The 13,021-nt window shown below is 54.7% G+C and carries 12 protein-coding genes; 9 read left to right on the top strand and 3 right to left on the bottom strand.

All coding sequences use genetic code 11. The features are described 5' to 3' along the window. Positions 1-59 precede the first annotated feature (59 nt). Positions 60-2,252, top strand: a complete 2,193-nt coding sequence (locus tag KF784_07590; protein MBX3118914.1) for an enoyl-CoA hydratase/isomerase family protein — start codon at positions 60-62, stop codon at positions 2,250-2,252. A gap of 182 nt (positions 2,253-2,434) precedes the next feature. Then, positions 2,435-2,995, top strand: a complete 561-nt coding sequence (locus KF784_07595) for a TlpA family protein disulfide reductase (protein MBX3118915.1) — start codon at positions 2,435-2,437, stop codon at positions 2,993-2,995. Between the two features lie 208 nt (positions 2,996-3,203). Here the strand turns inward: KF784_07595 and KF784_07600 are convergent, their stop codons facing one another. Next, complete coding sequence (locus KF784_07600) at positions 3,204-4,361, bottom strand: helix-turn-helix domain-containing protein (GenBank protein MBX3118916.1); 1,158 nt, start codon at positions 4,359-4,361, stop codon at positions 3,204-3,206. A 90-nt stretch (positions 4,362-4,451) separates the two neighbouring features. Here KF784_07600 and KF784_07605 point away from each other — a divergent pair, with 90 nt between their 5' ends. From KF784_07605 to KF784_07615, 3 genes are all read left to right on the top strand, one after another. Next, positions 4,452-5,192 (top strand): electron transfer flavoprotein subunit beta/FixA family protein, encoded by a 741-nt coding sequence (locus tag KF784_07605; GenBank protein MBX3118917.1) that lies wholly within the window; start codon positions 4,452-4,454, stop codon positions 5,190-5,192. Continuing rightward, positions 5,189-6,082 (top strand): FAD-binding protein, encoded by an 894-nt coding sequence (locus KF784_07610; protein MBX3118918.1) that lies wholly within the window; start codon positions 5,189-5,191, stop codon positions 6,080-6,082. The genes KF784_07605 and KF784_07610 overlap by 4 nt, the downstream gene beginning before the upstream one ends. 92 nt (positions 6,083-6,174) lie before the next feature. Beyond that, entirely contained in the window at positions 6,175-7,122 is a 948-nt protein-coding gene (locus KF784_07615) for a peptidylprolyl isomerase (protein ID MBX3118919.1), read from the top strand. 8 nt (positions 7,123-7,130) lie between these two features. Here the strand turns inward: KF784_07615 and KF784_07620 are convergent, their stop codons facing one another. Together KF784_07620 and KF784_07625 are read right to left on the bottom strand one after the other, a co-directional pair. After that, a complete protein-coding gene (locus KF784_07620; protein ID MBX3118920.1) occupies positions 7,131-8,519 on the bottom strand; it encodes a trypsin-like peptidase domain-containing protein in 1,389 nt (462 codons plus the stop codon). Between the two features lie 101 nt (positions 8,520-8,620). Beyond that, on the bottom strand, positions 8,621-9,547 hold the full coding sequence (locus KF784_07625) for a metalloregulator ArsR/SmtB family transcription factor (GenBank protein MBX3118921.1): 927 nt from the start codon (positions 9,545-9,547) through the stop codon (positions 8,621-8,623). 128 nt (positions 9,548-9,675) lie between these two features. Between KF784_07625 and KF784_07630 the strand changes: the two genes are divergently transcribed. The 4 genes from KF784_07630 (at position 9,676) to rpmE (ending at position 12,894) form a co-directional block, all read left to right on the top strand. Further along, on the top strand, positions 9,676-10,827 hold the full coding sequence (locus tag KF784_07630) for an acyl-CoA dehydrogenase family protein (protein ID MBX3118922.1): 1,152 nt from the start codon (positions 9,676-9,678) through the stop codon (positions 10,825-10,827). A gap of 42 nt (positions 10,828-10,869) precedes the next feature. Then, complete coding sequence (locus KF784_07635) at positions 10,870-11,847, top strand: hypothetical protein (protein MBX3118923.1); 978 nt, start codon at positions 10,870-10,872, stop codon at positions 11,845-11,847. Between the two features lie 70 nt (positions 11,848-11,917). Continuing rightward, the gene (locus KF784_07640) at positions 11,918-12,562 is read left to right on the top strand and encodes an HAD family hydrolase (GenBank protein ID MBX3118924.1); all 645 of its coding nucleotides are present in this window, start codon (positions 11,918-11,920) and stop codon (positions 12,560-12,562) included. A 65-nt stretch (positions 12,563-12,627) separates the two neighbouring features. Then, on the top strand, positions 12,628-12,894 hold the full coding sequence (gene rpmE / locus KF784_07645) for a 50S ribosomal protein L31 (protein ID MBX3118925.1): 267 nt from the start codon (positions 12,628-12,630) through the stop codon (positions 12,892-12,894). Positions 12,895-13,021: the final 127 nt, after the last annotated feature.

Genomic DNA, 13,021 nt, shown 5'->3' on the forward strand with positions numbered 1-13,021 from the left:
GACTGCATCTTGCATGGAGACGAGCAACTAGAGCGTGCGCGCATGCTCGCAGGATAAACATGGCATCGCAAGACTATTCTCATTGGCCTTCAGCGAAGAAGGTTGTCGTGATTGGAGCGGGCACCATGGGCAGCGGAATCGCCGCCCATCTGGCGAACATCGGTTTTGATGTTTCGCTCCTCGATCTCACGCAGGACAGCGTGGACGCCGCCTTCGAGCGGGCAAGATCGGCTAAGCCGCCCCACTTTTATGTGCCGGGGACGGCGAGCAAGGTCCGCCTGGGGAGCATTCAGGAGAACCTCGATTGGGTGAGTGATGCCGATTGGGTGTGTGAAGCGATCATCGAAAAGATGGACGCGAAGAAGGCCCTCTTTGAAAAGCTGGATTCTCTGATCTCCCCGAGCGCGATGATCAGCACCAACACGAGCGGGCTGCAGATCGGTCTGCTTGCTGAGGGGCGGTCTGCGTCGTTCCGCGAGCGATTCCTGGGTACCCACTTCTTTAACCCCCCGCGCTACCTGAAGCTATTGGAGCTCATCCCGACGGACGAAACTGCGCCCGAGGCCGTCGAATGGATGACTCGGTTCTTGGAAGAACGGGCTGCGCGTCGGGTTGTCGTTGCCAAGGACACGCCCGGCTTCATCGCCAACCGCTACGGCATGTGGGCGATGTTCCACGCCGTTCATGTGGCAGAGAAGCTGCAACTCAGCGTTGAGCAGGTCGATGCGATTACAGGCCCATTCTTGGGGCGTCCACGTTCGGGAAGTTTCCGGCTGAACGACGTTGTCGGGCTTGACATCATGGAAGACATCGCCCGCAATTTGCGGGAACGATGCCCAGAGGATCCTCAGATTGGAGTGCTCACACCGCCCGACTCGCTCAGCTACCTCCTTGAGAAGGGGTGGATCGGTCAGAAGGCCGGGCAAGGCTATTACCGACGTGAGGGCAAAGAGTTTCTTGCTCTCGACCTGAACACTCAGGCCTATCGGCAGATTCAGGAAGTCCAGTTCGGCAGCCTTACTGAGTTTGCCAAATTGCCCTTGGGAGAGCGGATCAGGAAGGCGCTGGAGCGCACGGATGAAGTTGCCGACTTCCTGCGCGAGTACCTCGTGCTTGCGTTGCAGTATGCGAACCAGCTCAAGGAGGAGATCAGCCACAGCGTTCAGGACTTCGACCGTGTCATGAAGTGGGGCTTTGCTTGGGAGATGGGGCCTTTTGAGATGATGGACTCAATCGGAGCTTCGTCGCTTGGCATCGACGTACCGCGATTCTATGACGGTATCTCGATGCGCGACTTCGACGGTGGCTTCAACATCATCAAGCCAGAACCCGAGTACGCAACGGTTTCGGACTTTGCGATCAAGAATACATACGAAGGGTTCCAAACTCGTGACCTTGGCGATGGCGTGACCGCTGTGTGTCTGACCTCAAAGATGGGAACCGTCAATCCGCAAATCGTGCGTGAGATGACGCAGTTGATCGAGGGCGGGACACTGGATCGAATCGTCCTGACGAGCGAGGCCAAGTGCTACTCGGCTGGATACGATCTGAAGTTCTTCCAAGCGTCCATCGACAACTCTGATTGGGATGCGATCGAGCGCTCGATCATCGAGCTTCAGCAGCTTGGCGTGCAACTCTCGAAGATCTCCAGCGTGGCTGCGGTTTTTGGCTATACCTTTGGTGGTGGCTTTGAGCTTGCTATGGGATGTTCGCAGATTGCCGCGCATCCTGAGAGCCAGATCGGATTGCCTGAGGCGAGGGTTGGACTGCTCCCAGGTGGGGCGGGGACGCCAAGACTCCGTGTGAATACACAAGCGGGCGGGTTGAAGAGCGTTGCTGAGGCGGCCCTTCGGCTGAGTCAAGGCTATACGTCTGCCAATGCCGACGAAGCGCGGGCGAAGGGTTATTTGAGGCCCACGGATGTCACGGTTTACCATCCTGACCGATTGCTAACCGAAGCCAAAAAGCTTGCGACTACTGTCAAGCCGATTGGGTCGCCCGAATGGCTTACGCTGAGCGGTCCCTTGGTCGGCATGATTGACCAGCTGCAGAACGAAGCAAAAGCGAAGGGCGAGATGAGCGATCACGACGAGGTGATTGGCGACAAGATGAAGGCCGTCTTTGCGAAGGCGACTTCTTTTGAGGATGCGCTTGCCGTTGAGAGGGCAGGATTTGTCGATCTTTGCAAGCAGGGGCTGAGCCAAGCGAGGATCAAACACATGATCGAGATTGGGAAGCCGTTGAGGAACTAGCTAGGTGCGTCGGCAGGTGGTCGGCAGGTGGTCGGCAGGTGGTTGGCAAGTGGTCGGCAGGTTGTTGGCAAGTGGTCGGCAGGTTGTTGGCAAGTGGTCGGCAGGTAGTCGGCAGGTGGTTGGCACGTGCATCACGATTGATCGACAACATGATCCTGCTTTCCGCGTATCATAAAGGGACCATGAGAAAAGGAACTGGATACATCGCGGCGATTGTCGCCGGTTTAATCGTCGTTGCATTACCCGTAATCGCGCAGCCCAAAGACGACGGCTACCCTGCGATCGTGACCGAGAAGACGCTCTACGCCAAGAACGACTTTCGAGGCAAGAAAGCACCCAAGCTTGAGGTTGAGGAATGGCTCACCGGCAAAGCTCCGGCGATGAAGGGCAAGGTGATCTTCATTGATTTCTGGGCGACATGGTGCGGTCCGTGCAAAGCTCTCATCCCTGAGATGAACGAGTGGGCTGAGAAGTTCAAAGACGACATGGTGATGATCGGCATCAGCGACGAAAAGTCTGAAGTCGTCTCCAAGTTTATGGAGGGCACGAAGATGAAGTATCACGTGGCTATCGATACCCAGAAGCGAACGAGCAAAGAGCTTGGCGTTCAGGGCATCCCGCACGTGATGATCATCACACCGGACGGCATCGTTCGATGGCAGGGCTTCCCAGGCGAGAAGGCCGACAAGCTCACCGAGGAAAAGCTGAAGCAGATTATTGATACGGCGAAAGCTTCGAAGTAATCAATGAGAATTGAATAGCCGCTGCGACACCGCGGCGGCTATTTTTTTGTGTCCGGTGGCATTTGGCACGACTCTTGCGAACAAGAGATGGCATAAGGGAAACAAGCTGAACGTCCTCCCATCCTTCGTTCAAGCCCTTTACAGTTACCACCCCTAACTGGATATAGAAAAGGCCGGATCCTCCCCCGGCCTTTCTTTTTGCCTTAACCTAAGAGTAATCGTATTTTGGCTCCCAGCCCTTCGTTCCGCCATCAAGCAGATCCAGAAGGCTCCAGATCGCACAATACTCGTCTCCTGGCCAGAAGATCGCTCGCCCGACTCGCGAAACCTTGCCCGTCGCGTCCTTCTTAAACGTCGACACAGCCGGCCAAAATCCATCTTCCTTTTCGAACCCGAGATCTTTGAAGAACGAGGTGCTGTGAGAGGAGACCATTCTGAATCTCCATCCGCGCTTTTCAGCAAACTTCTTCTGGATTTCTGGCTTGTCGTTCGACACCAAAACGAACGTCGCGCGGCTATTGAGGTGGTCCGTGAATCCGTTAAATCCATCTGCCCAGAGTGTGCAATCGGGGCAGCTCGTGCCCATATTGTGGACAAGGATCATATCGTCACGGCCCTGGAACAACTCAGCGAGCGTGATGCTATTCCCGTCCCAATCTTCGAAGAGATACTCCGGCATATCTTCGCTGGGGCGACGGCGCTGAGCTTCCGACAACTTCTTCTTGAGTACTTCAATCTCTTCAACGATGGCGTCGACTTCGTGGTCGACTGTCAATGTATTCATAGCTATATTTCTTTCCTCCGGATTCTGAATGGATATCGCAGTCGATAGCTTCGCGAGCGACGTGACTTCGCCCATCAACCATGCCAACGGGTCCGCGTTGGAACGGTGATACGCGCAAAGACTTGCTTGAGTGCGAAACTCACTTGGCGACCGTTCGTAAACGCTCCTGAAGGCGCGCGTAAATGCCTCGTGCGTCCTGTAGCCTGCTGAGTTCGCAACTTCAGCAACCGCCAAGTCGGTATCTACGAGTTGGAGCGCCGCCCGCTCAATCCGTTTCTGTCGCACGTGGTCCATAACGGATTCGCCGGTGACAGACGCGAAGATGCGCTGGAAGTGTTGAGGAGAAAAGCAGGCGATGGCTGCCAAGCTTCTCACCGTCAGCGGCCGGTCACTGCAGCGCTGAATGTGTTCCATTGCCTTGCGGACGGCCTGTTTATGGATGCTTTGCTGATCTCCTATCATCGATTCCTGCCCCAATGATACAAGCGCTTTCGTGATTTGTGATTGATCGAAACGCTCATGTTCAATGATGCCCTCAGTTCTGCAAAGGCCGTTCGGGCCAGTCAGGTGTCGCTGTCTCAAGTAAAATCACCCGGAATGTAGGGCCTCCGAATTCGGAGTTTGTGTTCCCACATTTTCTGAGTACTCCGTTCCCGACGAAGTGAGCCAAGAATGAAGATTTTAGTTCCCGTGAAGAGGGTCATTGACCCGTATGCCAAGGTCCGCGCGTTGCCCGACGGGTCCGGAATAGATACCGGCAGTGTCAAGTTTGAAATCAACCCGTTCGATGAGATCGCGCTTGAAGAGGCGGTTCGCATTCGAGAGAAAGACCCTTCGACTGAGATTGTCGCCGTCAGCGTGGGCGGGCCGGAGTGTGAGGATCAACTTCGCAAAGCATTGGCGATCGGGGCGGATAAGGCCATTCTTGTTGAAACGACTTCTCTGTTGGATTCTCCCGGAGTAGCCAAGGAGTTGGAGACCATCGCCCGCGAGCTTCAGCCGGACATCATCCTTATGGGCAAGCAGGCCACCGATGACGACTGCAATCAGGCGGGGCAGATGCTTGCGGCAAGGCTTGGTTGGCCCCAAGCGACCTTTGCTTGCAAGGTTGAGCCAGGTGAGGGTTCGGTCAAGGTGGGACGGGAGACCGACACCGGAACGGAGACGCTGGAGATGCCGACTCCGTGTGTGATCACCACTGATCTTCGCCTTAACGAGCCGCGTTATGTGGCGCTTCCCGGCATTATCAAGGCCCGTAGCAAGCCGCTCGAAAAGCGTCCGGCCGCCCACAACGCCACGCCGTTGACAAGAGTTTTGAAGGTGGAGGCGCCTCCTGCCAGGACGGCAGGGAAGAAGGTCGGCTCGGTTGACGAACTGATCGGTGAATTGAAATCGAAGGGGGTGTTGGCATGAGCAGACTTCTGATGATCGCAAACGATCCGGCTGAGGCGATGCAGGGCGCAGGCTTTGCCCAAAAACTTGGCCTGCCGTGGGATTTGCTTTTGCTGACCGGTTCCAGCGCTGCCGATCTTGGTGCTGAGAAGGTTTTAAATGCAGGCTTCAGCGACGTGCCCGCAGCCGACGCTTTGGCCTCTGGCCTGAAAGGTCAGGCGGGCGGATACACACACATCGCCTCAGTGTCGTCGATGGCATCGAAGGATGTTTTGGCCCGGCTTGCTGGCTTGCTCGAAGCTTCGATGGTGACTGACGTCATTGCTCTCGAATCACCGACCGTCTTCAAACGACCCATCGTTGCGGGTTCGCTCATCCAAACGGTTGAGGTCTTGCACACGCCAGTGGTTCTGACTGTGCGTCCGGCAGGCTTTCCGGCCTCAGCGGGCGCGGGAAGCTCCGCCAGCGAATCGGTGAGCTTGAACGGTACAGGCAGCACCCAAAGAATTGAACGCAGCGCGAAGGCGGGAGGCCGCCCAGACCTGACGCAGGCCAAGGTCGTTGTGAGCGGTGGACGGCCCCTCAAGGACGCGGAAACGTACGAGAAGCTGATTGGCGGGCTTGCCGATATCCTCGGTGGCGCGGCTGGTGCGACAAGAGCGGCTGTCGATAGCGGTATTGCCGCAAACGAGCTTCAAGTTGGGCAGACCGGAAAGGTCGTCGCCCCGGACTTGTACATTGCTGCCGGGATCTCCGGGTCGACGCAGCACATGGCCGGTATTAAAGACTCCAAGATCATCGTCGCGATCAACAAAGACCCCGACGCTCCGATCTTCGAGTTTGCCGATCTGGGCATTGTGGCGGACCTTTACGACGCGGTTCCTGAGCTGATGCAGAAGCTGAGATCGTGACTTTTCCCCCTTTTGGCGGCGGAGAGAAACACTTTGGCGATGACTGAACGTTATTACTTGGGGTTGTCCCCACAGGGAGAGTTGATTTGAGAGTGAAAGCGATCGCAATTGCAACGGGCATGCTGTTTTCCGTTATGGCAACAGCGCAGACGGTTGACCTGAACCAGGTCGTCGTCACGGTGAACGGCGAGAAAGTTCTTGCGAATGAATATTTCCGGCGCATGGAGTACCTCCAAGTGAACCAAAGCCTGGGCGACATGGCGGTTCGGTTTACTCCCGGATTTCTCACGATCGAACAGCTTGTGACTGAGCGACTCACTATGCAGCTCGCCAAGCAAAAAGGCTGCTTCCCGAGCGATGCGGAGCTTCAGACCGAATACAAAGACGCCACAACGTCGAATCCCGATCTGGAGAAAAACTGGCTGCGAACGGGGCGGACGAAGGAAGAGCTCATGGCGCAGATGCGCTACGAGATGAGCCAGTTCAAGCTTCAAACATTTGGTATCAACATCACCGACCAAGAGGTCGAGGACTTCTACAAAAAGAACCCGACGATGTTCACGATCCCTAAGCGTGCGCGCCTTCGAATGATCGTTTGTTCCGATATCAACCTTCGCGCTAAGATCGATTCTGAGCTTAAAGCAGGGAAGAAGTTTGAGGATTTGGCGACGCAGTACAGCGAAGACGTCACCAAGAGCGTTGGCGGCGATATTGGCTGGCAGGCTTTTGGGGCGCTGTCGGGCCCTGTACGTGCTGAGCTTGAAGCGATTAAGGCAGGTCAGGCCACAAACTGGATTGCTGGGAAGTCGTCTTCTGTGAAATTCTTCCTCGTTGAAGTCAAGCAACAGGAGCTTCAAGCTTACGATGCCGACACCAAGAGGCTGCTTCGCCGAAGGATCATGCTTGATCGTGGAATCAACAAGAATAACCTCGCTGAGGAGATGAAGGCTTTCCGTGCAAAGGCGAAGATCGAGATCACGAACCCCGTCTTTGCCGAGCAGTACAAGGGTCTGCTTGACAGCATGATGAGCGGTGGATAAGCTCTTAGCTACTGCTTGCTGGCTTGCTTTGCCTGGACCAGCTTTTCGTGAACGTAGCGATTCTCGCTCATCGTACGTACTTGGTCGGCGGTGCCTTTCATCGGCCCGAGTTTGCCATTGATCATCTCGTCGATCTTTACTAGCCGGTCGTAAGCCGAGTTCTTGTCGTTTGAATAGAAGTCCAGCAGGGCTTCACGCCATTCTTTTGCAGCCTTGCCTGGTTTGGGTTCTACGCCTGCCTCTTTTAAGAACTCTTTGGCAACCTCAATCGGGATCGCGTAGTTTTGTTCGGGTGCGTCCTCCTTTCCTGCGACGTTGAGCCCGATGAGCTTTCCCTTGTCGTTGAGTACTGGACCGCCACTATCTCCGTGGTGAATGCCTGCCGTCATATGGATTAGGTTCCAGTTACCTTCCATTGGCATGATCTGCCCGACACGTCCATCGTGAATGACGCACAGGTAAGTTGCACGCAGACGCATTCCCGTATCAACTGCGGCTCCGGGAAAGCCGAAACAGTAAACGTTTGCCCCGGCGCTCACCTGACTCGAATCGCCCAGTTCTATGGCGATCAGGTTCTTGGCCTCGCACTTCAAAACGGCGACATCTTTTCCGGGATAGATCGTCCCGCTTGCCAAGACCTTGGCTTCGGAAGTGTTTTGGATAATCGACTCTTCGTGGCTCGGGAAGAATTCAGCCAAAGAGGAGGTTGTAACTTCTTCACGCTCAGGGAGATCTTCGAGGGGGCGTTTCTTGGGAAAAAGCACTCGGACTGATCTGAACTTCACGGTGGCCTTGATTTGTGGGCTAAGCCATTGAGCGACCGCGTAGATCGCGTTTTGCCTGGTTGCTGAGCTTGGTTTTAGATAATATCGATCCTCCAGGTCCTTAATGACGACTTGGGCTACGGCAAGGACGATGGAATCGGCCGGAATCTGCCCATCGGCAACAACATGCTTATTCGTGAGGATGACACCACTGGGATCGACAACAACGCCACTCCCTTCCGAGTAGGGTCGATTTTTCATCTCGAATTCATCGGACTGAAGCGTCGGTTCAAGGAAGTCATCTGGGCTTTTTGTGAGTACTCGGAATGCGTACTCGGAGTCGACCATTCCATCTGGAACAAGACCTTTTGAGCGGTCTTCGCTAACCCGATTATCGAGAATTGTTCTTTGAGTGGTGTAGAAGGTGTAAGAGTTGAATGACGTGGATGTTCTTAGCTTGACGTCATAGGGGCCAGTCAACGTGATGTCGCCATAGGAGTAAATCTTTACGGTGGCGGCCTGCCCCAGCGCTGTGATCATCTCGTGATCTAAGCGTTCAGGTTCGGTGCGTCCACCACATCCCAATATTAGCAAGCAGGTCAGCAAGCTCAAAGACATGCCAAGTTTCTTCATGGCCCTTCCTCACCCTGATGGAGATACTCAAGGAGTTCTTTAAGAATAACAAACCTGGCGGCTTTGCGAGACGCTAATCTGCACTCATAGGCTTGGGTGAATTACAGCCCGTGCTTCTCGATAGCCGGAAGCAACTTCGTTGAAAACTCTTTGATGTCGCACGCCCAAAGATCGAGACCCTGGCGGCAGTATCGCTCTGGGGACTCGACGACGAGCCTTCCTCCTCCACAAATAGAGAAGGGAAAGTTCTTTGAGCGCAGTCCCGAAATCGAGCTAACAAGCTTTTCCACTCGCTCTTCTGTTCCGAGTGTCGAGGCACTGATGAGCACAAGATTCGGGCGATGACGTTCGACGGCTCTCAGGAACGATCTTTGGGGAACGTTTGCGCCTAGGAAGTAGGTGTTCCAGCCATGTTGTCGGAGAATGTCACCGATCATCCGCAGTCCAATGACGTGCCAGTTGTCCGGGGCGCAGCCAAGGACTGCTACATTCGCCGATCTCTTGATGGGCGGTCTTTGCGAAATGATGTGCGACATCAAGCGTTCGGTGATGGAGGATGCGAGATGCTCCTGTCCTTCATCAATGGCTTCGACTTGATACCAAACGCCGACGAGCTCCATAGCTGGGCATAGGAGGTTGTGGTATATGTCGGCGAGCGACATGTTCGCCCGCAAGTATTCATCGACGACGCGCTCGCAGCCAGCTTTATCGCCGTTGACGCCGTAACGGGCGTAATCCTTGACGCTCTGCTCTTCGTCGATGTGGACATCCCCGCTGGAAGGGGAAATGACCGCCATGCGAACTGTTTCTGTGATATCCGCCGAGCAAAGCGAGTAGAAGACTTCGCGTCCGACTTTGCGTGAGGAGACGATCCCTTTGGCACGCATTCTTCCAAGGTGGTTGGAGACATTGGGCTGTCGAAGGCCCGCCTCGTCGACAATCTCTCCGACGTTCTTAGGGCCTTCGACGAGACAATACAGGATGCGCCGTCTCGACTCTTCCCCCAGTTCCTCGAAGATGTTTGCCATGGGTAACCCTTTGAATATATCAGCAATTCTTGATGCGTGTCTATAATTCGAGAAACCTCGCTTGAGATTCCTTGCTGCTCCTACTGAGCCCCAACCGAAGAACGCTGATCCGAAGTAGAATCTATCAGTTGCGTTGTCTCAGCGTCGAGGATTGCACCTTTATGGAGATTCATCTTTCTGCCGAGGAATCGGCCTTTCTTGATAGTGTTCGTAAATTCGTCGAGAGTGATGTTTGGCCCTGCACTCGGGATTGGGAAGAGAAAGCCCTTTTCCCGTCCGATATCTGGACCAGACTCGGCTCGCTCGGTTTGCTCTCGATGACCTTGCCGAAAGAGTTGGGGGGCAAGGGCTACTCGTGCGTTACCTATGCTGAAGCATGTCGTGAGCTTGCCAAGGGCGATCCTGCCCTTGCGATGAATGTCGCGGCTGTCAACGCTTTGTGTGTGGCTCACTTTATCGACTTTGCCAGCCAGGAGCAACGCGACGCCTACCTTCCCGGCATCGTCAAGGGCGATATCAAGCTCGCCTGGGGATTGACCGAGCCGGATGCGGGTTCGGATGCGCGCCGAGTAAAGACGATGGCGACCCCGATCGCCGACAAGCCCGGCTATTACCACCTCAACGGCGAGAAGATGTTCATCACCAACGGGGGAGTTGCCGACATGATCATCATGATCGCCCGCACCTCCGAGAAGGAGCTTTCGGCGTTCTTTATGGAGACGAATCAGCCCGGATTTGAGCTGATCGGGCGCATCCCGACGGTGGGTGTGAGAGCATCTTGGACAGCCCACTTCAAGCTGAACAACGCGGTGGGCTGGCACACTCCTTGCACCTTCGAGCAAGCGATCGGTCTGCTTTATCGCGGACGCATTGGCATTGCCGGCATGGCGCTCGGCATCGCCGAGAGAGCGTTCGAGCTTTGTGTGAACTACTCGAAGAACCGCGAACAGTTCAATCGAAGGCTTTGCGATATGCAGTCGGTACAGAACATGATCGCCGACAGCGCTATGGAGATTGAGGCTTCGAGCTTGCTGCTCCACAAGGCGGCGACGATGTACGACAAGGGTCTTCCCGTGGTCAAGGAAGCTTCCTTTGCGAAGCTGTATGCCAGTGAGACCTCGAACCGGGTCACAAACCGCGCGATTCAGATTCACGGTGGGCGCGGCATGGTTCCTGAGTACCTGGTTGAGAAGCTTTGGCGTGATGCCAAGCTGACCGAGATCGGAGAAGGTTGCAGCGAAATTCAGCGTATGGTAATCGCGAAGCAGGTTATCCGTTAAACTATGGCGAACGCTCAGCGTTAACGACTTGTTAGGAACATCATGATCACCGCCGCATTAGCTTGTCTCGTCATCGGAATGCCTGCGCAGCAGGCAGAGCCTATTCAGCTTGGCCGGGTTTACACCAAGGGTGAAAAAGCCAAGTATGAGGTTCATTCAAAGCTCACGACAGAGTCGCGACAAGTTGGGCTGGACACCTGGATTCCCGACGATCTCGATCTGATTTACCAGTACAGCTATGAAGTGGTGGAGATGAAGGCTGACGGCATCTGCGTGATGCGATACCTGAGGCCGACGATGACCCAGATCAAGGGTGCAACGGCAGACGCTCCGGCCAAGAAGACCACCGAAAAGGTTGATTACAACCTGGAACTTACGGTTTCTCCCTCAAACGAACTTCTCAACGTGAAGGACCTCACGCCGAAGAAGGACCCGAAGAAGCCACCAACAGTGAATTTTATCGCCGCGATGCGGGCAGGAGGCAAGGAGCGACAGGATGTGCTCGGAGGATTCCTGAATCAGTTTGTTGGTGAGATTTATCGGTTGGCGATGTTTGCGGGTTCGCTAGACTCTTCGTTGGATTTCAACCCGAAGATGCCCTATGACGAGACGAAAGTCGGCGAAACTTGGAAGCGAACTGTGGGTTACTCACCCCAAAAGCAACAGGGAAGCGAGAAGATGGCCGTCCAGCGAATGGACTACACCTACACCTACAAAGGGATTGTGGACGTCAGCGGTCAGAAGTATCAGCGCATTACGGCTGACATTCTGCTCAAGTCCGACCTTGCCGAGTTCATTCACCAGAGCTTCAATGTCAAGTCGTCGGTTACGGGTCTGAAAGAGATTCCTCTTAACTTCAAGGCGAGTGTCGATTTCGATTTGGATCCCAAGACTTTTAAGACGATACGAGCAAATGGCACATCTTCGGGCGGCTTCAGCATTTTCATTACGGACTTGCAGAATGAAGCCCTACAAGAAGAGAGATTCCAAAGCCGAATCTCCATGAAGATTGTCCCGTGATTGCGAAACTGAATAAACAAGGATGCGTTGCCGATCTCGGCAACGCATCCTGCATTTTTGGGGGCTCCGCATGAGACCACAACTCGTCATCTTTGACTGTGATGGCGTTCTCGTCGACTCTGAGCCGATTGCAAACCGAGTCTTTGCCGAACTCATTCGCGAAAACGGCTGGCCGATTACCCTTGAGGAGACGATTCAGCGCTTTGTAGGGCGGTCGTTGCCTTCTTGCATTACTGAGATTGAGGCCCACCTTGGTCGGCAGCTGCCTGCCGAGTTTGGCGAGCAATATCATGACCGCGTTTGCCAGGCCTTTGTGACGGAGTTGCGAGCGGTCCACGGCGTACGGGAGGCTATCTTAAGCCTTGATTGCTCTTTCTGCGTTGCCTCAAGCAGCGGGCATGTAAAGCTGCGGCATACGCTGAATACGGTTGGGCTGTTACCGTTGTTTGAAGGCCGAATCTTTAGCTCGGAGGATGTGGTGCACGGGAAGCCTGCTCCCGATCTTTTCCTTTATGCGGCGCAGCGGATGGGCTTTGAGCCGGAAAGTTGTGTTGTGGTGGAGGATTCTGAAGCCGGAGTGCAGGCGGGGATAGCGGCGGGAATGCGGGTTTTGGCCTATCGCGGCTATGCCGATCCGATGCGGCTGTCGGCGCTTGGGGCGACGCCCTTTGACGATATGGGCGAACTCGCGCAACTCCTTGCCCAGGACGCTTAGGACCGGCTTGCCGAAGCTCTCTGGTGTATGCCATAATCCGCTTCTACGGCAAGAGGTTTGAATCGATGAAGGCAGGAATCCACCCAACAGTCTATCCGGTCGTCTTTGTGGACGGCGATCATGAATGGACAGGCATTTCGACACAACAGACGAACAACACGAAAGTGATTGACGGAATTGAGCATTACGTGGTGAATGTCGATATCTCCGCCTTTAGCCACCCGTTCTATACGGGCCAGAAGCGCATCGTCGATACCGCAGGCCGGTACGAGAAGTTTATGCGCCGCTATGGCAACCAGATGCAGAACCAAGAAACACCCGAGAAAAAGTAATCGTTTCTGCCATTTCGTTTTTGATGCCTCCGAGTGTTCGGGGGCATCTTTGCTTTTGATGTATGCAGTTTCTACTAATTAGGAAGAATGACTTAGTAGCAGAATAATATTAGGAAAAATAGCGATC

Source organism: Fimbriimonadaceae bacterium, from assembly GCA_019638775.1.
Classification (GTDB): domain Bacteria; phylum Armatimonadota; class Fimbriimonadia; order Fimbriimonadales; family Fimbriimonadaceae; genus JAHBTD01.